We start from the raw sequence: 22,503 nt of genomic DNA on the forward strand, positions 1-22,503 counted from the left end.
GTGCGCGGCCGTTGAATGGGGTGCCCAATCCCTGCTCAGCGGCATTCCGCCGTCCGACGGCCGGGATTCAAGCCCCGCTGGTCACTGTGGGTGGGGTCTCTTGGGGGCGAATGGGGCAGGGGCGTTGGTCGCAGGGGTGGTGGATTCCGCTGACCGTCGTGGCCATGGCTGCTGCGACGTGGGGGCTCTTGGGGTTCATCGAGGGCGGCTGTGAGCGCGGGTCGCGGGGAGGGTGCGTCGCCGCCGACGGCTACGAGTGGAACGGGTGGGTGTTCTTCCTCGCCGCGATGCCCACCTACTTCGTGGTGGTCACCGGCCTGACCGACGACCGTCGGCATCCCGTCCTCGGCGTCGTCGCCGGCGGGGCGGCCTGCGGGGTCTGCGTACTGGCGCAGGGCACGACCGTCCCGCACCTGATCACTGCGGCCGTGCTCTTCGCCCTGGCCGTCGCGGCACCGGCGCTGGCCTGGCGGCGCCGACGGGCCGCGCGAGCGGAGTAACTGATCGTTTCAGAATGAGGTTCGTAGGCGGCGGAGGCGTATGAGGCTGCAGCCCAGTTCGAGCAGGCCCTGGTGGAGATCGGCGCGTCGTTCATAGCGGGTGCGGAGCCGTGGGCGACGCCGCGTCGTGCGATCAGTGGTTTGATGCCGCGCTTCCACAGCAGGCGGCGGTACTTGTCGAAGTCATGGCCCCGGTCCGCATACAGGCGCCGGGGTTTGCGGCGGGGGCGTCCCCGGATCGATGGGATGGTGTCCAGCAGCGGCATGAGCTGGGTGACGTCGTGCCGGTCGACGATCAGGTGGTGCTTGGAGCCGGGACGGGCACGGTCGACGGGAGAGGGGCCCACGTGATCCCCCTTTGGGGGCCCGGACGTGTGATCCGTCTACGGAGCAGTCGTCCAGGTCCAGTGGGCCGGTGCCAGGCGGTCGCGCCGGAGCAGCCCACGGTCTCTGCGGGGACATCGCGCCATGCGACACCGGTCCGCAGAGCGTACATGACGCCGGCGAGCGCCACTCGGTCGGGAACGCGCAGCCGCCCGGGGTGGCGATGGCGCCGTTCGGGAGCAGGCGGCAGCAGCGGGGCCACCTGCTCCCACAGGTCGTCAGGAACAAGATCGGCACGCATCCCGGGCGCCCTTCCGACCACGATCGTCGCGCGCAGGACCCGCGACTCAACTCATCCTGAAGCGACCAGTCGGAGCGCCCCGAACCGACGACTCCGGTGTCCGTCAGCCGCCCGGCGGCGAGACCGTGAAGAGGGTGCCGGACCAACCGTGGCCCGCCGCTCACCAGCCGCCCGGCAAAGGACAGGGTCCGGTCGGCGTGCAGCAGGACCCCGTCCTTCCTGGGCGGCGCCAGCGCGACAACTGATCCGCGAACACCTGCGGCTGGCGGTGATCCACCCTGTGCGACTCCCGGCTGACGTCCGGTCAGCCGCGCGGGCGATTGGGCGGCATCGATCTTGCGGCCTTGGGATGACGACCGGGCGGCCGTCGAAGCGAAGAATGGGTCGCGTTCCGCCGGTCAACTCCCCTTCGCAGAAAAGGAGATCGTCATGACTTCGCTGTCGCTGCCTGCTCGGCGCACCGCCACCGCTACCATCGCTGCCCTGGTGGCCGGGTTCACCCTGTGCACCTCGTCCATCGCCTCGTCCGCCGAGCAGCGCGCGGACCACCGCCGGCCGGGCGCGGCGCGGATTGTCGGCAGTGGGGACATCGTGCTGCCGTACCTGAGCGACAACGATGTACGCTCCTTCAGCTTCGACGCGGTGGCCGCCCCGTACAGCATCCCGCGGCCCAGGATTTCCACGGGGCTGCCCTTCGACGCGCGGGGGACGGTACGCATCTCGCACTACTCGGCTGACCGGAACGTCACCTATACCTCCGAGGGCCAAGTGGAGTGCCTGGTCACCGGCCCGAACACGGCGACGGTCACGGCCCTCATCACGAAGGTCAGCCACGAGGAGACCGGCTCGCTCGGCAAGCGCGTCGGACTGAGCGTGTACGACGGCGGAAAGGGCGGCAAGGCCGATCGGGTGGGCTTCTCGTGGAACGGGGTGAACCTGCTGCCGAACAGTGAGGACGCCGAGGTCGGCACCTGTATGGCCCCGGCCCCGTACGCCCCCGTAGTCAGGGGCGGCTACACCGTCACCCACGCCGAACTGGAACCGTCCCCCCGCCCGTAGGAGGCGTGCGCCACGGCCCGCACCCGCTACGAGCGACGCGCCGACCTCCACCAGGGCCTGCCCGAACCGGCCTGCAGCCCGTCCGGCACAGCGTCCGGGATCACCTCAAGCCCTGCCCGCCGCAGCGGCCCGTACCTCATGCGCTCGCGCTCCTGGATCCCCATCAGCCCCCGCTCCAGCAGGGCCGACGCAGGACGTGACAGGCCGGGCGGCCTCCCAGCACCACAACGCACGTAACTCGCACGGGAGATACCCACCCCCTCCCACAATCACTAGATACCGGACATTCCACCCCCCTTGGGTCCCCTCCCGCCTCTCCGCGTCGAGTTACGTTCGCTCCACCCCGCCAACAGTGACCAGCGGGGCTTGAATCCCGGCCGTCGGACGGCGGAATGCCGCTGAGCAGGGATTGGGCACCCCATTCAACGGCCGCGCACCCCGAACCGACGGACACAGTCCCACCGGCGCGCGCCACTGGCCGAGCCCCACCCCACCGGCGTGCGGACATGATCAGGCGGGAGCGATACCCGGCCCCCCTCCCACCGGCCGTCAGGCGCCCACGCGGACCGGCCGTTAACCGGTCCGTTGGCGTGGGCCCGTTCCCCCGGGCCGCCCTCCGAGTTTTCCTGCACGCCTGGAGGTGGCGGGTCAAGGGTGGGCGTAGCCCATCGCGTAGCGACGCCGTAGGCGCCCTTGACGCGCCGCCGGAAGGCGTGACTCTCGGAGAAGAGGGCGGCCGCACCCGACACCCACGAAGCCGGGCCACCCAGGAAACCCGGGACCTCAGGTGTCGCTGACGATTTCCCGGGCCATGCGCACCAGGGCCTCTGTTGCCGGGTGGGGGAAGGCGTCGCGCCAGGCGAGGAGGACGGGGAGGGGCGGGGCGCCGGTCAGGGGGCGGTAGGTGACGCCGGGGTGGGGGTGGAGCGCTGCCGTCGACGCGGAGGAGACGCCCACGCCTCGGGCCGCCGCGATGGCGGTGAGCCAGTCGTCCGTGTTGGCGACCGTGAGGGTGCGCGTGGGGCGGGCGGGCAGGGGCCAGAGGGTGAGGGTGGTCGCACCCGACACCGTGTTGAGGACGACCGTTTCATCAGCGAGGTCGAGGAGTGTGAGCTCGCCCGGGCGGTCCGCCAGGGGACTGTCCGCCGGGAGGGCGGCCACCCGGGGCTCGCTCGTGAGCTCGGCCGTCACCAGGCCCGGGGCGTCGACCGTGCCGCGCAGGAGGGCCGCGTCGACCTGACCCCTGGCCAGGCCGGCCGTGCGGTCGTCGATGCGGAGGAGTTCGAGGGGGGTCTCCGGGTGTTCGCGCTGCCAGCGGCGCAGCAGCGGGGTCGTGTACGGGCCGAAGGCCGACCAGGCGTGGCCGAGGCGCAGGGGGCGGTGGTGGAGCCGCGCCGGGTCGACCGCCGCGTCGAAGGCGGCCAGTGCGGCGGCGGCCCGTTCGCGGAAGGCGCGGCCCTCGGCGGTGAGGGCGAGGTGGTGGGTGGAGCGGTCGACGAGTCGGGTGCCGAGGTGCCGTTCGAGGGCGGCGAGGGTGCGGGAGACGGCGGGTTGGGTGAGGTGGAGGCGGGCGGCGGCGCGGGTGAGGTTCTCCTCCTCGGCGATGGCGAGGAAACAGCGGAGGTGGCGCAGCTCGATGCGCAGGGTCATGTTTCCGGAGCATAACCGCAGGGTGATCGGCATTTCCGCTGGCGGGTCCGGGGTCCTAGCGTGGAAGCGGAATCCAGTCGTCAGAGTATGGAGGAGTGCATTACTCTGGACTGAGAGTTTAGTGGAGTGGACTTCGAAGGTGTGGGTGAGGGTGTGGCGGCGGTGAGTGCGGACAGCCAGGTGCCGGGGGTGCTGGGTGTGCCGGGTGTGCCGGGTGTGGCCTCCGGCCCTGTGGTGGGAGCGGCCGCCGTTCCGGCGCCTGCCCCGGCCACCGTTCCGGCGCCCGGGGCGCCCTCCCGCCGGTTCGGCCCCGTCGCGCTCGTCGTCGCCGGAGGGCTCTCCGTGCAGTTCGGGTCCGCCGTCGCCGTCCTGCTGATGCCGCGCGCCGGGGCGCTCGGGGTCGTCACGCTGCGGCTCGCGCTCGCCGCGCTCGTCCTGCTGCTGGTCTGCCGGCCCAAGGTGCGCGGCTACAGCCGGGCCGACTGGGGGACCGTCGTCGCCTTCGGCGCCGCCATGGCGGGCATGAACATCCTCTTCTACCAGTCGATCGACCGGATCCCGCTCGGTGCCGCCGTCACCCTGGAGGTGCTCGGCCCCCTGGTCCTCTCCGTCGTCGCCTCGCGGCGGCTCGTCAACCTCCTCTGGGCAGGGCTCGCCTTCGGCGGCGTCGCCCTGCTCGGTGGCGGCGGGCTCGGCGGGCTCGACCCGCTCGGTGCGGGCTTCGCGCTCGCGGCGGGCGCCATGTGGGCCGCGTACATCGTCTTCAGCGCGCGTACCGGCCGGCGCTTCCCGCAGGCCGACGGCCTCGCGCTCGCGATGGCCTTCGGCGCGGTCCTCAGCCTGCCGCTCGGCATCGCCGAGGCGGGCGGCGCGCTGGTCGTGCCGTCGACGGTCGCGCTGGGCCTCGGCGTCGCGCTGCTCTCCTCGGTGCTTCCGTACACCCTCGAACTCCTCGCCCTGCGCCGCCTGCCCGCCCCCACCTTCGCCGTCCTGATGAGCCTGGAGCCCGCCATCGCCGCCGGTGCCGGCTTCCTCGTGCTGCACCAGGCCCTGTCCGTGACGGAGGGGCTCGCGATCGCCCTCGTCATCGCGGCGAGCATCGGCGCGGTGCGTACGCAGAAGGCCGCGGTCGCCGCCTCCGCCTCTGCCGCCACCACGTAACCCCGTTCGCCCGCCCCCGCCCCTGCCCCCGCCCGCCGCCCCCTCCCGCCTGTCCGTCGGCCGGTGAGGTGCTCCGGAAGTACTCCGGGTCACCTCACCGGCCGACGTGCTTCGGGGCGGCGTCCGCGGTGCTTCCGCCGGCGTCCGACGGACCGTGCCCAGATGAAGGTCACGAGGGGGAGGGAAACCGTGATGGCGCTGACCATCAGGGCGCTCGCGACCGCCGCAGGCGCTTCCGTCGGCCCGGCGAATACGCACGTGCCGTCGGCGTCGCAGCGCACCTTGAAGCGGTCCCCGGCCGCCATGCTGTCCGTACCGTTCGCCTCCAGGCGGCCCGTCGCGACCGTGCGCTCGTCGTCGGAGGTGAATCTCCCGGTGCAGGCGGTGTCGTCACCGGTCCGCACGCCGGGCACGGTCGCGCAGTCCGTGGCGACGAACCGTCCCTGCTCCGAGCCGATCCCCAAGGAGATCCCGGCGACGTTCCAGGCCCCTGCGCTCGTCCACGCGAAGAGCGCGACGAGGCACGCCCCGGCCAGGACGACCAGTGTCCGGGCCGCCCACTTTGCCGCAGGTGCCAGTTCCCCCTTGCTCATGGCCGAACCGTGCCACGGCCCGGGTCTCCAGTCACTGCCGTGCGTCGGCAATGAGGGAGTCAGGTCCACGTAGGCCCGCGCATAGCGTTCACCTTCCCGTTGTTGCAACGCTCTGGCATATGTCGTTGCGTCAGTGCTGATTTCATTGCAACGAAATATCTGCTCTGAACTGCGATTATGGCGATCCCGTGCAACGAAAGGGTTGCTGAGGAATGGAAAGCAACGTAGCTTTTCTCGTGTCGGAAACACCGACGGGAACACCACTCCACAGGAGCACACACCTCATGCAGACCTTCGCCACCACCGCCCCGATCGCCGCTCTCGTCGCCCTCCCGGCCGGTCGCCTCCGCTTCGTCGCCGCCGAGCGGGCCGACGTCACCGTCGAGGTCCGGCCCCTCGACGCCAAGAAGTCCCGGGACGTGAAGGCGGCCGAGGAGACCGCCGTCTCCTTCGCCGACGGGGTCCTGCGGGTCACCGGGGCCGAGGGCAGGAACCAGCTCTTCGGGCCGACCGGCTCCGTCGAGATCACCGTCCAGCTTCCGGCCGGGTCCTCCGTCGAGGGCAAGGCCGCCGCCGTGGAACTGCGCGGTGTCGGGCGGCTCGGGGACGTCACCTTCGAGGCCGCTCAGGGGCCGGTCGAGCTCGACGAGGCCGGCCGCGTCCGGATCGGCCTCCAGGACGGGGACATCACCCTCGGCCGCCTCGCAGGCGACGCCGAACTCACCACCGCCCGCGGCGACCTGCGGATCGCCGAGGCCGTCGGCGGCACCGTCGTCCTCGACACCCGGGCCGGGTCCATCACCGTCGGCGCCGCCCCCGGCACCTCCGCCACCCTCGACGCCGGCACCGCGCTCGGCCGGGTCAGCAACGGCCTCCGGAACGCCCAGGGTGCCGGTGCCGCGCTCGCCATCCGCGCCACCACCGCCCTCGGCGACATCACCGCCCACAGCAACTGAGACGCACCGACCGCCAGATCCAAAGATCCAGAGATCCAGAGATCCAGAGATCCAGAGATCCAGAGATCCAGAGATCCAGAGATCCAGAGATCCAGAGATCCAGAGATCCAAGGAGCGAACCGTCATGACGATCCCCGCCATCGCGGCGAACGGTCTGCGCAAGTCGTACGGCGACAAGGTCGTCCTCGACGGAGTCGACCTGGCCGTCCCCGAAGGAACGATCTTCGCCCTGCTCGGCCCGAACGGCGCGGGCAAGACGACCGCCGTGAAGATCCTCTCCACCCTCGCCACCGCCGACTCCGGCCACGCCGCCGTCGCCGGATTCGACAAGGACCCCACGTAGTCCCCGAGCGAGCGCAGCAGCGGACCGGCCGGATCCTGTCGAGATCTGGCCGGTCCGCTGTTTTTCGGCCGCCCGGCCCTCTTGATCATGGAGTCGGAAGCACGACGACCCACCGAACGAGGGGGAGCCCCATGGCCCTGGAGATGCGCGACCGCTGCGAGCGCTGCGAGACGACGACCCTGCGGCCCGACGGCGACGCACGGATCTGTTCGTACGAGTGCACCTTCTGCGTGCCCTGTACGGAGGCGATGTCCGGCGTCTGCCCCAACTGCGGCGGCGAGCTGCTGCCCCGCCCGCGCCGCCGGGCCGCCGCCGCCCAGGCTTAGCGGACCACGTCGAAGACCTGCTTCTGGATGCCGTTGGAGTACGTCTCGTGCTCCACGAGCCGCAGCTTCTGGGCGTCCTTGTCGGCGGTGCTGAAGAGGCGCTTGCCGGCGCCGAGGAGCAGCGGGAAGACCAGCAGGTGGTAGCGGTCGATCATGCCCGCGTCCGAGAGGGCGCGGTTCAGGGTCGCGCTGCCGTGCACGATGATCGGGCCGCCCTCCGTCTCCTTCAGGGCGGCGACCTCGTCGAGGGTGCGCAGGATGGTGGTCGGGCCCCAGTCGGAGACGAGGTCGCCGTCGGTGAGCGTGGTGGAGACGACGTACTTCGGCATCTCCTTGTAGTCGGCGAAGTCCGCCATGCCGGGCCAGACGGGGCTGAAGGCCTGGTAGCTGGCGCGGCCGAGGAGCATCGCGGTCGCCTCCTGCTGCTCGCGGCCCTTGATCTCGTACGCCTCCGGGACGAAGTCGATGTCCTTGAAGGTCCAGCCCGCGTTCCGGTATCCCTCCTCGCCGCCGGGGGCCTCGACGACGCCGTCGAGGGAGACGAAGGCGGAGCTGATGAGAGTGCGCATGTCGGTGCCTCGGTTCGTGAAGTGTCCGTGCCTGCTGTCGTTTTCATGATCTAGGACCGGGGGCGGTCGTGGAACTCATCGGTCTTCCCGCCCCCCTTTTTTCAAGCAAGCGTGCTTGATTGTTTTCGCGATCGCTGCCATGCTCCGACTCCTCAGGCCCGTCCTCCCGAGGGGAGCGCACCGTGTCCGACCCCGCCGACGTTCTCGCCGATCTCCGTGCCGAAGGCGATGAACTCGACGCGATCGTCAGTGAGTCGAGCGAGGAGCGGTGGCGGCGCCCGACGCCCGCGCCGCGCTGGAGCGTCGCCCATCAGATCGCCCATCTCGCCTGGACCGACCGGGCCGCGCTGCTCGCGGTGACCGACGCCGACGGGTTCGCCGTGGAGGTGGAGAAGGCGCTGGCCGCGCCGGAGCGGTTCGTCGACGACGGGGCCGAGGAGGGCGCCGCGCTGCCGCCCGCCGCGCTGCTCGCGCGGTGGCGGGAGGGGCGGCGGCTGCTCGACGAGGCCCTGCGGGAGGTGCCGCCCGGCGGGCGGTTCCCCTGGTACGGGCCGCCGATGAGCGCCCCGGCGATGGCCACGGCCCGGCTCATGGAGACCTGGGCGCACGGGCAGGACGTCGCCGACGCCCTCGGAGTCGTACGGCGGCCGACCGCGCGGCTGCGGCACGTGGCCTGGATCGGTCACCGGGCCCGTGACTACGCCTACCTGGTGCGCGGCGAGCAGCCGCCCGCCGAGCCGTTCCGGGTCGAACTCACCGGCCCTGGCGGGGAGTCGTGGGCGTACGGGCCCGAGGGCGCCGCCCAGCGGGTGAGCGGGGACGCGGTCGAGTTCTGCCTGCTCGTCACGCAGCGGGTGCACCGGGACGACACGGGGCTGCGCGCGGAGGGGGCGGACGCGGAGCACTGGCTCGGCATCGCCCAGGCCTTCGCAGGCCCGGCGGGGCCGGGGCGCGAGGCGAAGACGGACGGGCGCCGTCCGGAGGCGGAGACGGACGGGCGCGGTCCGGAGGCGGAGACGGGCGGGCGTGGTGCGAAGGGGGCGGCGTCGTGAGCGTGTTGAGGATCGGGAACGCGTCCGGGTTCTACGGCGACCGGTTCGGTGCCGTCCGCGAGATGCTGACCGGTGGCCGGCTCGACGTGCTCACCGGGGACTACCTCGCCGAGCTGACCATGCTGATCCTCGGCCGTGACCTGCTGAAGGATCCTTCCGCCGGGTACGCGAAGACCTTCCTGCGGCAGATGGAGGAGGGCCTCGGGCTCGCCCACGACCGGGGCACGCGGATCGTCGTCAACGCCGGCGGGCTGAACCCGGCGGGGCTCGCGGAGGCGCTGCGCGGCCTGGCCGGGCGGCTCGGGCTGCCGACGCGCGTCGCGCACGTGGAGGGCGATCGGCTGCCGGGGGAGGCGGGGGTGCTGACCGCCAACGCCTATCTCGGCGGGGCGGGGATCGCGGCCAGTCTGGCGGCCGGCGCGGACGTCGTCGTCACCGGGCGGGTGACGGACGCGGCGCTCGTCACCGGGCCCGCGCAGTGGTGGTTCGGATGGGGCCTTGAGGAGTACGACCGGCTCGCCGGGGCGGTCGTCGCCGGGCACGTCCTGGAGTGCGGCACGCAGGCCACCGGCGGCAACTACGCCTTCTTCCGCGAGCACGAGGCGAAACTGCTGCTGCGGCCCGGCTTCCCGCTGGCCGAGGTGGCCGAGGACGGGTCGGCGGTCGTCACCAAGCATCCCGGCACCGGCGGGGTCGTCGACGTCGGCACCGTCACCGCGCAGCTGCTGTACGAGACCTCCGGCGCCCGGTACGCCGGGCCCGACGTGACCGCCCGGCTCGACTCGGTGCGGCTGACGCCGGACGGGCCGGACCGGGTGCGGATCGACGGGGTGCGGGGCGAGGCGCCGCCCGCGACGCTCAAGGTGGGGCGCTGCCGGCTCGGCGGCCACCGCAACGAGGTCGTCTTCGTCCTCACCGGACTCGACGTGGCGGCGAAGGCCGCGCTCGTCCGGGAGCAGGTCCACGACGCCCTCGGGCAGGACCCGCCCGCCGACGTCCGCTGGGACCTCGCCCGCACCGACCGGGAGGACGCCGGCACGGAGGAGACCGCGAGCGCGCTGCTGCGGCTCGTCGTCCGCGACCCGGACCCGGAGAAGGTGGGGCGGACCCTGACGGGGGCGGCGATCGAGCTGGCCCTCGCCAGCTACCCGGGCTTCCACGTGACCGCGCCGCCGGGCAGGGGCGCCCCCTACGGGGTGTTCGAGACGGCGTACGTGCCCGCCGCCGACGTGCCGCACACGGCGGTGCTGCCCGACGGGACCCGCGTCGTCGTGCCCGTACCGCCCGCGACCCGCTCCCTGGAACCCGTACCGGAGCCGGACCTGCCCGAGCCGCTGCCGCCGGGGCCGACGGTGCGCGCGCCCCTCGGGCGGATCGCGGGGGCCCGCAGCGGGGACAAGGGCGGGGACGCGAACGTGGGGGTGTGGGTGCGGACGGAGGCGGAGTGGCGGTGGCTCGCGCACACGCTCACCGTGGAGCGGTTCCGTGAACTGCTGCCGGAAACCGCCGAGTTGGGCGTGACCCGGCATGTGCTGCCCAACCTGCGGGCGGTGAACTTCACCGTCGCCGGGATCCTCGGCGAGGGCGTCGCCTCCCAGGCCCGTTTCGACCCCCAGGCCAAGGCCCTCGGTGAATGGCTCCGCTCCCGGCACGTCGACGTACCGGAGGAGCTCCTGCCGGCCGCCGGCCGTACCGATGGCACCGACGACCCCGGCCGTTCCGATGGCACCGACGCCGCCGGCCGTTCCGATGGCGCCGACCACCCCGGCCGTACCGATGGCCCCCATCGCCCCGACCTTCCGGAGGGACCCGCGTGACCGTCCTCGCCTCCGCCCTCGACACCGGCGGAACCGACTACGCCGACCACCGCGCCGCGATGCTGGAGAAGCTCGCCGCGCTCGACGCCGAGCACGCCAAGGCGCTCGCCGGTGGCGGCGAGAAGTACACCGCCCGGCACCGCGAGCGCGGCAAGCTGCTCGCCCGGGAGCGGATCGAGCTCCTGGTCGACCCCGACTCGCCGTTCCTGGAGCTGTCGCCGCTCGCCGCCTGGGGCAGCTCGTATCCCGTGGGGGCGTCCCTGGTCACCGGCATCGGGGTCGTGGAGGGCGTCGAGTGCCTGATCACCGCCAACGACCCGACCGTGCGCGGCGGCGCCTCCAACCCGTGGACGCTGAAGAAGGCGCTGCGGGCCAACGAGATCGCGTACGCCAACCGGCTGCCGGTGATCTCGCTCGTCGAGTCCGGCGGCGCCGACCTGCCCTCCCAGAAGGAGATCTTCATCCCGGGCGGGGCGCTCTTCCGCGACCTCACCCGGCTCTCCGCCGCCGGGATCCCGACGGTCGCGGTCGTCTTCGGGAACTCGACGGCCGGCGGGGCGTACGTGCCCGGCATGTCCGACCACACGGTGATGATCGAGGAGCGGTCGAAGGTCTTCCTCGGCGGGCCGCCGCTGGTGAAGATGGCGACCGGCGAGGAGAGCGACGACGAGTCCCTCGGCGGCGCGGCGATGCACGCCCGCGTCTCGGGGCTCGCCGACCACTACGCCGTCGACGAGGCCGACGCGATCCGGCAGGCCCGCCGGATCGTCGCCCGCCTCAACCACCGCAAGCACCACGCGGACCCGGGCCCGGCCGAGCCGCCGAAGTACGACCCGGAGGAGCTGCTCGGGATCGTCCCCGGTGACCTGCGGACGCCGTTCGACCCGCGCGAGGTGATCGCCCGGCTCGTCGACGGCTCGGACTTCGACGAGTTCAAGCCGTTGTACGGGGCCAGTCTCACCACCGGCTGGGCGCGGCTGCACGGCTATCCGGTGGGGATCCTCGCGAACGCGCAGGGGGTGCTGTTCAGCGCCGAGTCGCAGAAGGCCGCGCAGTTCATCCAGCTGGCGAACCAGCGGGACATCCCGCTGCTCTTCCTGCACAACACCACCGGCTACATGGTCGGCAAGGAGTACGAGCAGGGCGGCATCATCAAGCACGGCGCGATGATGATCAACGCGGTGTCGAACTCCCGCGTGCCCCACCTGTCCGTCCTCATGGGGGCGAGCTACGGCGCCGGTCACTACGGCATGTGCGGGCGGGCGTACGACCCCCGGTTCCTGTTCGCCTGGCCGAGTGCCAAGTCCGCCGTCATGGGGCCGCAGCAGCTCGCGGGCGTGCTGTCGATCGTGGCGCGGGCGTCGGCGGCGGCGAAGGGGCAGGCGTACGACGACGAGGCCGACGCGGGGCTGCGGGCCATGGTCGAGGCGCAGATCGAGTCCGAGTCGCTGCCGCACTTCCTCTCCGGCCTGCTCTACGACGACGGGGTCATCGACCCCCGCGACACCCGCACGGTCCTCGGGCTGTGCCTGTCCGCGATCCACACGGCACCGGTCGAGGGCGCGCGCGGCGGCTTCGGCGTCTTCCGAATGTGAGGCCCCAGATGATTTCGACCGTCCTGGTCGCCAACCGTGGCGAGATCGCCTGCCGCGTCTTCCGCACCTGCCGCGAGCTGGGCATCGCGACCGTCGCCGTGTACTCCGACGCCGACGCGGACGCCCTGCACGTGCGGGAGGCGGACGCGGCGGTACGGCTGCCGGGGGCGGCGCCCTCGGAGACGTATCTGCGCGGCGACCTGATCGTGGCGGCGGCGCTCGCGGCGGGCGCGGACGCCGTCCACCCCGGCTACGGCTTCCTCTCCGAGAACGCCGGCTTCGCCCGGGCCGTGACGGAGGCCGGGCTGCGGTGGATCGGTCCGCCGCCGGAGGCCATCGAGGCGATGGCGTCGAAGACCCGTGCCAAGGAACTCCTCGGCATCGCGCCGCTCGACCCGGCGGCCGTCACCGCCGCCGAACTGCCCGTCCTGGTGAAGGCGGCGGCGGGCGGCGGCGGGCGCGGCATGCGCGTCGTTCGCGAACTGAGCGCACTGGAGGGTGAGTTGAAGGCCGCCTCGGCCGAGGCGGAGAGCGCCTTCGGGGACGGGGAGGTGTTCGTCGAGCCGTACGTGGAGGACGGGCGCCACGTCGAGGTGCAGATCCTCGCCGACGCGCACGGCACCGTGTGGGCGCTCGGCACCCGCGACTGCTCGCTGCAGCGACGCCACCAGAAGGTGATCGAGGAGTCCCCGGCGCCCGGCCTGCCCGCCGCGCTCGTCGAGGAGCTGTACGCGGCCTCGGTGGCGGCCTCCAAGGCCGTCGGGTACGCGGGCGCGGGCACGGTGGAGTTCCTGGTCGCGGGCGGGCGGGCGCACTTCCTGGAGATGAACACCCGCCTCCAGGTCGAGCACCCGGTGACCGAGGCCGTCCACGGCGTCGACCTCGTCGCCCTCCAGCTCGCCGTCGCCGAGGGCCGCCCGCTGCAGCCCGAGCCGCCCGCCGCCCGGGGCCACGCCGTCGAGGCCCGGCTGTACGCGGAGGACCCGGCGGCGGGGTGGGCGCCGCAGACGGGGCGGCTGCACGCGTTCGCGGTGCCGGGAGGGGGTGGGATGCCGGGAGGGGGTGCGGTGCCGGGTGCGATGCCGGGAGGAGGTGGCGTGCGTACCGACACCGGGTACGCCTCCGGGGACACGATCCCCGTGCATTACGACGCCATGCTCGCGAAGGTCGTCGCCCACGCGCCGACCCGCGCCGAGGCCGTCCGCAAGCTCGCGGGCGCCCTGGAGCGGGCCGTGATCCACGGTCCCGCCACCAACCGGGACCTCCTCCTCGCCTCGCTGCGGCACGAGGAGTTCCAGGACGAGGGCCGGCTCGGCACCGGCTTCTACGAGCGGAACCTGGAGGCGCTCACCCGTCCCGACGAGGGCGGGGCGGCGTACGCGGCCGTCGCCGCCGCGCTGGCCGCCGCCTCCCGCAACTCCGGCCGGTTCGGCGGGGGTTGGCGGAACGTCCGGTCGCAGGACGAGGTCCGGACGTACGAGGGCGGCGTCGGGGGCGGTATCGAGGTCCGGTACCGGGCCGTCCGGGGCGGCGGGTTCGAGGTGCTCGCCCCCGAGGGGGTACGGGTCGTGAGCGCGGCGCCCGACCGCGTACGGCTCGAAGTGGCGGGCGTCGTAAGGGACTTCGAGGTGGCCGCGTACGAGGCGGACGGAACCGTCCACGTCGGGCGCCACCGGCTCACCGTCCGCCCCCGCTTCACCGACCCGCGCGAGCAGACCCTCCCCGGGTCGCTGCTCGCGCCGATGCCCGGCACCGTCGTCCGGCTCGCGGACGGCCTCGCCGTCGGCGACCGGGTCGAGGCCGGGCAGCCGCTGCTCTGGCTGGAGGCCATGAAGATGGAGCACCGCGTCACCGCTCCCGCCTCCGGCACGCTCACCGCGCTCCACGCCGCCCCCGGCCGCCAGGTCGAGGTCGGTGCCCTGCTCGCCGTCGTACAGACCGAAGACGTACCGACCGATGCACAGGAGGACCAGACCGTATGAGCACCGACATCGAGCCCCGGGAGCACACCGAGCTCCGCGCCGCCGTCTCCGCGCTCGGCCGCCGCCACGGTCCCGGCTTCGACCGGGCCGCCCTGTGGGCGGAGGCCGGGAAGCTCGGCTACCTGGGCGTGAACCTGCCGGAGGAGTACGGCGGCGGGGGCGGCGGCATGGCCGAGCTGTCCATCGTCCTGGAGGAGGCGGGCGCGGCCGGTGCGCCGCTCCTGATGATGGTCGTCTCGCCCGCGATCTGCGGCACGGTCATCTCCCGCTTCGGCACGGACGGACAGAAGGAGGCCTGGCTGCCGGGGCTCGCCGACGGGTCGAGGACGATGGCCTTCGGCATCACCGAGCCCGACGCCGGCTCCAACTCCCACCGCATCACGACCACCGCGACCCGCACCGAGGACGGCTGGGTCCTCAACGGCCGCAAGGTCTTCGTGTCGGGCGTCGACATAGCCGACGCGACCCTGATCGTCGGCCGCACGTCGGACGCCCGCACCGGCAACCTCAAGGCGTGCCTCTTCATCGTGCCGCGCGACACGCCCGGCTTCGGTCGCCGCCACATCGAGATGGAACTCGACGCGGACGAGAAGCAGTTCGAGCTCACCCTCGACGACGTGCACCTGCCGGCCGACGCGCTGGTGGGCGACGAGGACGCGGGGCTGCTCCAGCTCTTCGCCGGGCTCAACCCGGAGCGGATCATGACGGCCGCGTTCGCGATCGGCATGGGCCGGTACGCCCTCGAACGGGCCGTCGGCTACGCGAAGGAGCGGAAGGTCTGGAAGTCGCCGATCGGCGCCCACCAGGCCATCGCCCACCCCCTCGCGCAGGCCCACATCGAGCTCGAACTCGCCCGCCTGATGATGCAGAAGGCGGCGCGGCTGTACGACGCGGGCGACGACCTCGGCGCGGGCGAGGCCGCCAACATGGCGAAGTACGCGGCGGCCGAGGCGTGCGTGAAGGCCGTCGACACCGCCGTGCACACCCTCGGCGGCAACGGCCTCACCAAGGAGTTCGGCCTCGCCCGGCTGGTCACGGCCTCCCGGGTGGCGCGGATCGCCCCGGTCAGCCGGGAGATGATCCTGAACTACGTGTCCGCCCACACGCTGGGGCTGCCCAAGTCGTACTGAGCCGGTCAGCGGTTCCGGTCAGCGGTTCCGGTCACTGGTTCCGGTCAGTGGTTCCGACCAGGGGGCCGATCTTCGGATAGTGCCCCCCGGTTGTGAAGGTCCTGTGTACGATCCGGGCCCGACGGCACTCCGCTCGGTGCCGTCGTTCCCGTCAGGCCCTTGGAGCCGCGCGTGTACCCGCAGCAGAATCCGTACCAGCCCGCTCCGGCGTGGCAGCCGCCCAGACGCTGGTGGCAGCACCCGGCGCTGATCATCACCCTGCTCGTCGTCTTCCCGCCGGCGGGCATAGCCCTGGTCTGGCTCTCGCCGTGGACGAGCAGGGCGAAGATCGTGTCGACGATCGCGTCCGCCCTGTGGTTCGTCGTGGCGCTGACCATGGACCCGCCGAAGGAGGAGGGAACGGACGACCCGAAGCCGGCGGTGACGGTCACGGTGACGGTGACCGTCACGCCGACGCCCACGCCCACGCCGACACCCACGCAGACTCCGACCCCGTCGGATTCGGCTTCGGTGGAGCCGACGACGGAGACGCCCACGCCGGAGCCGACGACCGAGGCGCCGACGACGGAGGCCCCGGAGCCCACCCCGGAGCCCACGACGCAGGCCCCGAAGCCCACCACGCAGGCTCCCAAGCCGACCACCCAGGCCCCGAAGCCGAAGCCCACGCAGGTGACCCAGCCCCCGGAGACGGCCGAGCCCGAGCCGGAGCCGTACTACGCGAACTGCACCGCCGTACGGGCCGCGGGCGCCGACCCGATCCGCCGGGGCGACCCGGGCTACGGCAGCCACCTCGACCGCGACGGCGACGGCATCGCCTGCGAGTGACCCGAGTGACCCGAGTGATCCGAATGATCCGAACCGGGGTGGTCAGGGGGTCCAGACCCCCGTCTCGGCCGTGGACCTGACGTACTCCGCGAAGTCCCGGGGCTCGCGGCCGAGCGCCCGCTGGACGCCGTCCGCGAGCTCCCCGAAGCGGCTGTCGGCGATCCACTCGAAGAGCAGGTTCAGGAGCGCGGTGAAGTCCTCCGGCACGCCCGCCCGGCCGGCGCGGACCGCGAACTCGTCGGGGGAGACGGCCCGGTAGCCGATCGGCCGGCCGGTCGCGCGGGCCAGCTCCTCCGCCACCTGGTCCAGGTCGAGGAGGCGCGGGCCGGTGAGGGCGTACTCCGCGCCGGCGTGGCCGTCCTCGGTGAGGGCGGCCACCGCCACGTCGGCGATGTCGTCCGCGTCGACGTACGGTTCGACGCCGTGCCCGGCCGCCCACGCCACCTCGCCGTCGAGGATCTGGCCGCGGAAGAAGGCGTCCTCGCTGAAGTTCTGCGCGAACCAGGCCGGCTTGAGCAGCGTCCAGGGGGCCCCGGACTCGCGCACGGCCCGCTCGCACGGCAGCTTCTCCTCGCCGTCGGGCACGACCCACTCGCGGTGCGAGAGCAGCACGAGCCGTTCGACGCCCCGGTCCGCCGCCAGCTTCGCGAACTCCCGCATGAGCTCTCCGGCGTCGGCCGTCATCGAGTCGACGAGATAGGCGGCGCCGACGCCGTCGAGGACGGGCTCCCAGGTGTTCCGGTCGTGCCAGTCGAAACGGGCGGGGCCCTTGCGGGAGGCGACGCGGACGGAGTGGCCGCGGTGGCGGAGGCGGGAGACGACGCGGCGGCCGGTCTTGCCGGTGCCGCCGAGGATCAGAAAGGGCTTGGTGGTGGCGGGCTCGGTGAGGTCGTTGCTGGTCATGGGCCCAGTCAAACCGGGGCGGGTGAGCGTCGGAATGGCCCAGGAGCGCAGGGGGATACGCGTCCGTCTCACGCGGGGCGGTGGCGGCGGGCTCCCTCCCTAGACTCGACGGCATGGATCCGCTGACGAGCCTCCTCCAGGAAGTGCGCTCCTGCGGCGCCGTGTTCGGACGGAACCTGCTGGAGCCGCCGTGGGCCGTGCGCTTCGCCGACCAGGGGGCGCTGACCCTGGTGACGCTGCTGCGGGGGGAGGGCTGGATCGTGCCGGAGGGCACGACCGGGGAGGAGCGTCGGTACGGGTCGGAGAACCGGTACGGCGGGGCGGGTGGCGCGGTGCCGGTGCGGCTCGGGCCCGGGGACGTGGCGGTGGTGACGGGGCCCGAGCCGTTCTCGATCACGGACGATCCGGCCGCCGCGACCCCGCCGCTCTTCGTCGTCCACCCGGACCGCTGCACGACGGCCGACGGCTGCGACATCGGCGAGGACGTCATCCTGGGCCTGCGCACCTGCGGCAACAGCGAGGACGGGCCCACCGTCCTGCTCACCGCCTCCTACCAGGCGACGGGGCGGGTCTCGGAGCGGCTGCTCGGCGGCCTGCCGCGTACGCTCCTCGTCCCGCACGACGCGCCCGACCCGGTCCTGGAGCTGGCCGCCGTCGAGACCGGCCGGGACGCCCCGGGCCAACAGGCCGTCCTGGACCGGCTGCTGGACCTGCTCCTGCTGTCCACGCTCCGTGAGTGGTTCGCCCGCCCCGAGGCCTGTCCGCCGGGCTGGTACCGGGCGCTGGGCGACCCGGTGGCGGGCCGGGCGCTCCGGCTGATCCACGCGCGTCCGGAGCGCGCGTGGACGGTGGACGCGCTGGCGGCGGAGGCCGGGGTCTCGCGTGCGACGCTCGCCCGCCGCTTCACGGCGCTCGTGGGCCGGCCGCCGATGGCGTACCTCACGGAGTGGCGGCTGACGCTGGCGGCCGACCTCCTCGCCCGTACCGACGCGACGGTCGCGTCCATCGCCCGCCAGGTCGGCTACCGCACGCCGTTCGCGCTGAGCGCGGCGCTGAAGCGGGTCCACGACACGCGGCCGGTGGAGCTGAGGGCGGCGACCGGCGGCGCCCCGACCGCGGATAAACCAAGCACGCGTGCTTGATTGTTCTACGGGGGGCTGCCAAGGTCTCCCCAGGTACCGACGGGGTCTCCCCGAGCGGTACCCGTAGCAGCGATCCTGGCGACCACCTTCCACCCACCTCTCCAGGGGGCCACGCATGGTGTTCCACAGCGAGTACGAGCCCGTTCCCGCCCTGTCCCTCCCCATCCACGACGCCGTCCTGGGCCGGGCCGCCGCGTACGGGGACGCGCCCGCGCTGGTCGACGGGACCGGTGAACTGACCCTGTCGTACGCGCAGGTGGACGCCTTCCACCGGCGGGTCGCCGCCGGGCTCGCCGAGGCCGGGGTGCGGAAGGGCGACGTCCTCGCCCTGCACAGCCCCAACACCGTGCTGTTCCCGATCGCGTTCTACGCCGCCACCCGCGCCGGCGCCTCCGTCACCACGATCCACCCGCTCGCCACCCCCGAGGAGTTCGCCAAGCAGCTGCGGGACTCGGCGGCCCGCTGGATCGTCACCGTCTCGCCGCTCCTGCCGGCCGCCCGAGCCGCCGCCGGACTCGCGGGCGGCGTCGAGGAGATCTTCGTCTGCGACGCGGCCCCGGAGGGCGAGGGGGTGCGGTCGCTCCAGTCCTTCCTCGCCTCCACCGCGCCCGAGCCGGAGGTCGCCGTCGACCCGGAGGTGGACGTCGCCGCCCTCCCGTACTCCTCCGGCACCACCGGCGTCCCCAAGGGCGTGATGCTCACCCACGCCTCCATCGCGACGAACCTGGCGCAGCTGGAACCGTTCATACCGATGGGCCCCGGCGACCGGATCCTCGCGGTGCTCCCCTTCTTCCACATCTACGGCCTCACGGCTCTGATGAACGCGCCGCTGCGGCAGGGCGCCACCGTCGTCGTGCTGCCGCGCTTCGAGCTCGACACCTTCCTCGGCGCGATCCAGAAGCACCGCATCAACGGCCTGTACGTGGCTCCGCCGATCGTCCTCGCGCTCGCCAAGCACCCGGCGGTCGCCGCGTACGACCTGTCCTCCCTGGAGTACATCGTCAGCGCCGCCGCCCCGCTCGACGCGGCGCTCGCGGCGGCGTGTTCGGCGCGGCTCGGGCTGCCGCCGGTGCGGCAGGCGTACGGCATGACCGAGCTGTCTCCGGGCACGCACGTCACGCCGCTGAGCGCCGAGCACCCGCCGCCCGGCACCGTCGGCAGGCTGCTGCCGTCGACCGAGATGCGGATCCTCTCCCTCGGCGACCCGTCGAAGGACGCGGCGCCGGGGGAGGAGGGCGAGATCGCCATCCGGGGGCCGCAGGTGATGAAGGGGTACCTGGGGCGGCCGGAGGCCACCGCGGAGATGATCGACGCCGACGGCTGGGTGCACACCGGCGACATCGGGCGGGTCGACGCGGACGGCTGGCTGTACGTCGTCGACCGGGTCAAGGAACTGATCAAGTACAAGGGCTTCCAGGTCGCCCCCGCCGAGCTGGAGGCGCTCCTCCTCACCCACGAGGGGGTCGCCGACGCGGCCGTGATCGGGGTGACGGACGCGGAGGGGACGGAGATCCCGAAGGCGTTCGTGGTGCGGCAGCCGGACGCGGCCGGGCTGACCGCCGAGGACGTCATGACGCACGTGGCCGCGCGGGTCGCCCCGTACAAGCGGGTCAGGGCCGTCGAGTTCGTCGACGCCGTGCCCCGGGCGGCCTCGGGCAAGATCCTGCGCCGCGAACTGCGAGCCGAGAGAGAGACGAGGGACCCCGTATGACCCTGATCGCCGTCACCGAGGAGCGGGGCGTCACCACTCTCGCCCTCGACTCCCCGGGCACCCGCAACGCCCTCTCGGCCGCGCTCGTCAGCGAGCTCGCCGAGGCGCTCGCGGCGGCCGGGAAGGACCCGGCCGTGCGGGCGGTGGTGCTCACGCACACGGGCTCCACGTTCAGCGCGGGCGCGGACCTGAAGGCGCCGCCGAGCCCGTACGCCTTCGTGGACCTGCTCCGGCAGGTGGTGGAGCTGCCGAAGCCGGTCGTCGGGCACGTCACGGCCGGCGGCCGGGCCCGCGCGGGCGGCCTCGGGCTGCTCGGCGCCTGCGACATCGTGGTGGCGGGGGAGGGGGCGGACTTCGCGCTCACGGAGGTGCGGATCGGGGTGGCGCCGGCGGTGATCTCGCTGACCCTGCTGCCGAGGCTGGAGCCCCGCGCGGCGGCCCGCCACTACCTGACGGGCGAGCGGTTCGGCGTCCCGGAGGCGCGGGCGATGGGCCTGGTCACGGCCGGGGAGGAGGAGCTCGGGGCGATCCTGGACGGGTTGCGGGCAGGCTCGCCGCAGGGGTTGCGGGAGTCGAAACGGCTGGTCACCGCTAGAGTCCTGGAGGCCTTCGAGCGCGACGCGGAGGAGCTGGTGCAGCGATCGGCGACGCTCTTCGCCTCCGCCGAGGCGCGCGAGGGCATGACGGCCTTCCTCGAACGACGGGACCCCGAATGGCGGCTGTGACCGCACCCAAGCAGGACAGGAGCCGCGTCACCCGGCAGCGGCTCCTGGAGGCCGCCGTGGCCTGCCTGGCCGAGCGCGGCTGGGCGGGCTCCACCGTGGCGGTCGTCGCCGAGCGGGCCGGGGTGTCGCGGGGCGCCGCCCAGCACCACTTCCCGACCCGCGAGGACCTGTTCACGGCGGCGGTCGAGTACGTCGCGGAGGAGCGGTCGCAGGCGCTGCGGGCGCTGCCGACGGACGACCGGGCGCAGACCGTCGCCGCGCTCGTCGGCCTCTACACCGGCCCGCTGTTCCGGGCCGCCCTCCACCTGTGGGTGGCGGCCTCGAACGAGGAGCAGCTCCGCGCCCGCGTCACCGAACTGGAGGCGCGGGTGGGCCGCGAGTCCCACCGGATCGCCGTCGAGCTGCTCGGCGCCGACGAGTCGCGCCCCGGCGTCCGCGAGACCGTCCAGGGCCTCCTGGACATGGCCCGGGGCCTGGGCCTCGCGACCCTCCTCACGGACGACACGACCCGCCGGGACCGGGTGGTGGCCCAGTGGTCCCGGCTGATCGACGAGGCGCTGGCGGACCGGCCCTAGGCAGGGCCGGTCCGTATCGACCGGCCGGGGGTCAGACGCCGGGGATCTCCCGCGCCCGGAAGGCGTCGCGGACGGCGGCCTCCGCGTCGGCGCCGTACATCCGCCGGGCGGTCTCGACGGTGGTCCGGGCCGCGGCCTCGAAGGAGGTGTCGGGGGCGAAGCCGAACTGCGCGTTCACGATGATCCGGTCGGCGGTGCGGGCGCCGAGGGCCTTGCGGATGTCGAAGAGGGCGCGGGACCAGATCTCGCCGTCGGCGTGGACCTCGCCCTCGCGGTCGGCGTAGGTCTTGGTGCCGTCGAGGCGGCGCAGGCAGTGCGGGGCGGCGGAGTAGCCGGTGGCGTCCCAGTCGGCGACGCAGGCCTCCTCGGCCTTCATGGGCCAGCCGTACTTCTGGACGGCGTGGTTGCCGACGGCGACGGCGAGGTAGTCGCCGAAGGCCTCGCCGATCGCGCCGGCCTCGGCGGAGGTGCCGAAGCCGGGGACCTGGGCGTGGTGCACGGCGTGGCCGTACTCGTGGAGGATCACCTCCGCGTCCTCGGCGTCGTCGACGCCGCCCTTGCCGAAGCGGATCTCGGCCTTCTTGTCGGTGAAGAAGGAGTTGTCGGCGCCCCACTGGTTGAGGCGGACGGGCTGGACGCGGTCGTTGGCGCCGGGCAGCTCGGTCCCGAAGCCGAGGCTCTGCAGGTACTCCTGGCCCTCGTTGATCCAGAAGTACGCCATGACCTGCTCGAACCCGTCGTCGGAGCGGTCGTACGAGGCGGCGTCCGCGACCGTCGCGGGCTTGCCGGTCTCGGACCGGACGCTGACCCACTTCCCGGAGAGCCCGCCGCTCGCGTCGAGGTTCCGGAGGGTCGCGAGCGCGTAGGCGGAGGCGGGGACGTCGCCGACGGCGTCCTTGTGGTCGGTGAGGCCCTGGTCGCCGGTGGCCTGCACGGGGTTGACCATGAAGACCCGCCCCTGCGGCGCGGACGCGGCGGTGGCCCCGGGCGAGGCGGCGGCGAGCGCGCCGACGGCGAGGGCGGCGGCGAGGAGGCGGCGGGGGGTACGGCGAGGGGTACGGCGGGCGGTCATGGACATCGGGACATCCTCCTGCGCGCGGGCGCGACAACGAGACGATTGGCATGCGCGTGACACGCAGGCGCCGATCCTTACGCACCCACCACCCCCCTGAACACCCTCCACCCCCCACCTCGACATGTGACACAAGCCACACCCCCCACCCCCAGGCCCCAGCGCCCTCCCCCTCTCGGCACGTGCGGCGCC

Annotated in this window: 20 protein-coding genes and 2 pseudogenes; 16 read left to right on the plus strand and 6 right to left on the minus strand. The window is 73.3% G+C overall.

The window, feature by feature from the left end; all coding sequences use genetic code 11:
• Positions 1-164: 164 nt before the first annotated feature.
• Complete coding sequence (locus HHL19_RS10640) at positions 165-500, plus strand: hypothetical protein (RefSeq protein ID WP_169088052.1); 336 nt, start codon at positions 165-167, stop codon at positions 498-500.
• Between the two features lie 9 nt (positions 501-509).
• Here the strand turns inward: HHL19_RS10640 and HHL19_RS10645 are convergent.
• Positions 510-1,125: pseudogene (locus tag HHL19_RS10645) on the minus strand (transposase).
• A gap of 429 nt (positions 1,126-1,554) precedes the next feature.
• Here HHL19_RS10645 and HHL19_RS10650 point away from each other — a divergent pair.
• The gene (locus HHL19_RS10650) at positions 1,555-2,184 is read left to right on the plus strand and encodes a hypothetical protein (protein ID WP_240981528.1); all 630 of its coding nucleotides are present in this window, start codon (positions 1,555-1,557) and stop codon (positions 2,182-2,184) included.
• Positions 2,185-2,967: 783 nt separating this feature from the next.
• Here the strand turns inward: HHL19_RS10650 and HHL19_RS10655 are convergent.
• Positions 2,968-3,867, minus strand: coding sequence for a LysR family transcriptional regulator (locus HHL19_RS10655; RefSeq protein WP_206324740.1), 900 nt, complete (start codon positions 3,865-3,867; stop codon positions 2,968-2,970).
• A gap of 183 nt (positions 3,868-4,050) precedes the next feature.
• Here HHL19_RS10655 and HHL19_RS10660 point away from each other — a divergent pair, with 183 nt between their 5' ends.
• Positions 4,051-4,995, plus strand: coding sequence for an EamA family transporter (locus HHL19_RS10660; RefSeq protein WP_346768301.1), 945 nt, complete (start codon positions 4,051-4,053; stop codon positions 4,993-4,995).
• Positions 4,996-5,084: 89 nt separating this feature from the next.
• On the opposite strand, the gene HHL19_RS10665 is transcribed toward HHL19_RS10660, so the two are convergent.
• Positions 5,085-5,588: a hypothetical protein gene (locus HHL19_RS10665; protein ID WP_169088054.1), complete on the minus strand. Its 504-nt coding sequence runs from the start codon at positions 5,586-5,588 to the stop codon at positions 5,085-5,087.
• 284 nt (positions 5,589-5,872) lie between these two features.
• Between HHL19_RS10665 and HHL19_RS10670 the strand changes: the two genes are divergently transcribed.
• The 3 genes and pseudogenes from HHL19_RS10670 (at position 5,873) to HHL19_RS10680 (ending at position 7,213) form a co-directional block, all read left to right on the plus strand.
• Entirely contained in the window at positions 5,873-6,544 is a 672-nt protein-coding gene (locus HHL19_RS10670) for a DUF4097 family beta strand repeat-containing protein (protein ID WP_169088056.1), read from the plus strand.
• A gap of 124 nt (positions 6,545-6,668) precedes the next feature.
• Positions 6,669-6,866: pseudogene (locus tag HHL19_RS10675) on the plus strand (ATP-binding cassette domain-containing protein); the annotation flags it as partial.
• Between the two features lie 152 nt (positions 6,867-7,018).
• Positions 7,019-7,213 (plus strand): DUF1272 domain-containing protein, encoded by a 195-nt coding sequence (locus HHL19_RS10680; RefSeq protein WP_169088058.1) that lies wholly within the window; start codon positions 7,019-7,021, stop codon positions 7,211-7,213.
• Here the strand turns inward: HHL19_RS10680 and HHL19_RS10685 are convergent.
• On the minus strand, positions 7,210-7,782 hold the full coding sequence (locus tag HHL19_RS10685) for a dihydrofolate reductase family protein (protein WP_169088060.1): 573 nt from the start codon (positions 7,780-7,782) through the stop codon (positions 7,210-7,212). The genes HHL19_RS10680 and HHL19_RS10685 overlap by 4 nt on opposite strands.
• A 182-nt stretch (positions 7,783-7,964) precedes the next feature.
• Here HHL19_RS10685 and HHL19_RS10690 point away from each other — a divergent pair, with 182 nt between their 5' ends.
• The 6 genes from HHL19_RS10690 (at position 7,965) to HHL19_RS10715 (ending at position 16,183) form a co-directional block, all read left to right on the plus strand.
• Positions 7,965-8,834 carry a TIGR03084 family metal-binding protein gene (locus HHL19_RS10690; RefSeq protein WP_169088062.1) on the plus strand — a complete coding sequence of 290 codons (870 nt, stop codon included), beginning with the start codon at positions 7,965-7,967 and terminating at the stop codon, positions 8,832-8,834.
• Entirely contained in the window at positions 8,831-10,651 is a 1,821-nt protein-coding gene (locus HHL19_RS10695; RefSeq protein WP_169088064.1) for an acyclic terpene utilization AtuA family protein, read from the plus strand. The genes HHL19_RS10690 and HHL19_RS10695 overlap by 4 nt, the downstream gene beginning before the upstream one ends.
• Positions 10,648-12,246: a carboxyl transferase domain-containing protein gene (locus HHL19_RS10700; protein WP_169088066.1), complete on the plus strand. Its 1,599-nt coding sequence runs from the start codon at positions 10,648-10,650 to the stop codon at positions 12,244-12,246. The genes HHL19_RS10695 and HHL19_RS10700 overlap by 4 nt, the downstream gene beginning before the upstream one ends.
• An 8-nt stretch (positions 12,247-12,254) precedes the next feature.
• Positions 12,255-14,228, plus strand: coding sequence for a biotin carboxylase N-terminal domain-containing protein (locus HHL19_RS10705; RefSeq protein WP_169088068.1), 1,974 nt, complete (start codon positions 12,255-12,257; stop codon positions 14,226-14,228).
• Complete coding sequence (locus tag HHL19_RS10710) at positions 14,225-15,358, plus strand: acyl-CoA dehydrogenase (RefSeq protein ID WP_169088070.1); 1,134 nt, start codon at positions 14,225-14,227, stop codon at positions 15,356-15,358. The genes HHL19_RS10705 and HHL19_RS10710 overlap by 4 nt, the downstream gene beginning before the upstream one ends.
• Positions 15,359-15,529: 171 nt before the next feature.
• The gene (locus tag HHL19_RS10715) at positions 15,530-16,183 is read left to right on the plus strand and encodes an excalibur calcium-binding domain-containing protein (protein WP_346768283.1); all 654 of its coding nucleotides are present in this window, start codon (positions 15,530-15,532) and stop codon (positions 16,181-16,183) included.
• A gap of 42 nt (positions 16,184-16,225) precedes the next feature.
• Here the strand turns inward: HHL19_RS10715 and HHL19_RS10720 are convergent, their stop codons facing one another.
• Entirely contained in the window at positions 16,226-17,086 is an 861-nt protein-coding gene (locus HHL19_RS10720; RefSeq protein WP_169088072.1) for an NAD(P)H-binding protein, read from the minus strand.
• Between the two features lie 113 nt (positions 17,087-17,199).
• On the opposite strand from HHL19_RS10720, the gene HHL19_RS10725 reads away from it, so the two are divergent.
• The 4 genes from HHL19_RS10725 (at position 17,200) to HHL19_RS10740 (ending at position 21,239) form a co-directional block, all read left to right on the plus strand.
• On the plus strand, positions 17,200-18,228 hold the full coding sequence (locus HHL19_RS10725) for an AraC family transcriptional regulator (RefSeq protein WP_169088074.1): 1,029 nt from the start codon (positions 17,200-17,202) through the stop codon (positions 18,226-18,228).
• 115 nt (positions 18,229-18,343) lie between these two features.
• Positions 18,344-19,939 carry an AMP-binding protein gene (locus HHL19_RS10730; RefSeq protein WP_169088076.1) on the plus strand — a complete coding sequence of 532 codons (1,596 nt, stop codon included), beginning with the start codon at positions 18,344-18,346 and terminating at the stop codon, positions 19,937-19,939.
• Positions 19,936-20,664: an enoyl-CoA hydratase family protein gene (locus tag HHL19_RS10735; RefSeq protein WP_169088078.1), complete on the plus strand. Its 729-nt coding sequence runs from the start codon at positions 19,936-19,938 to the stop codon at positions 20,662-20,664. The genes HHL19_RS10730 and HHL19_RS10735 overlap by 4 nt, the downstream gene beginning before the upstream one ends.
• Complete coding sequence (locus HHL19_RS10740) at positions 20,652-21,239, plus strand: TetR/AcrR family transcriptional regulator (RefSeq protein ID WP_169088080.1); 588 nt, start codon at positions 20,652-20,654, stop codon at positions 21,237-21,239. The genes HHL19_RS10735 and HHL19_RS10740 overlap by 13 nt, the downstream gene beginning before the upstream one ends.
• A 31-nt stretch (positions 21,240-21,270) precedes the next feature.
• Here the strand turns inward: HHL19_RS10740 and HHL19_RS10745 are convergent, their stop codons facing one another.
• Complete coding sequence (locus HHL19_RS10745) at positions 21,271-22,317, minus strand: M4 family metallopeptidase (protein ID WP_277349150.1); 1,047 nt, start codon at positions 22,315-22,317, stop codon at positions 21,271-21,273.
• Positions 22,318-22,503: the final 186 nt, after the last annotated feature.

It is taken from the genome of Streptomyces sp. R302, from assembly GCF_012927245.1.
In the GTDB taxonomy this organism is placed as follows: Bacteria; Actinomycetota; Actinomycetes; order Streptomycetales; family Streptomycetaceae; genus Streptomyces.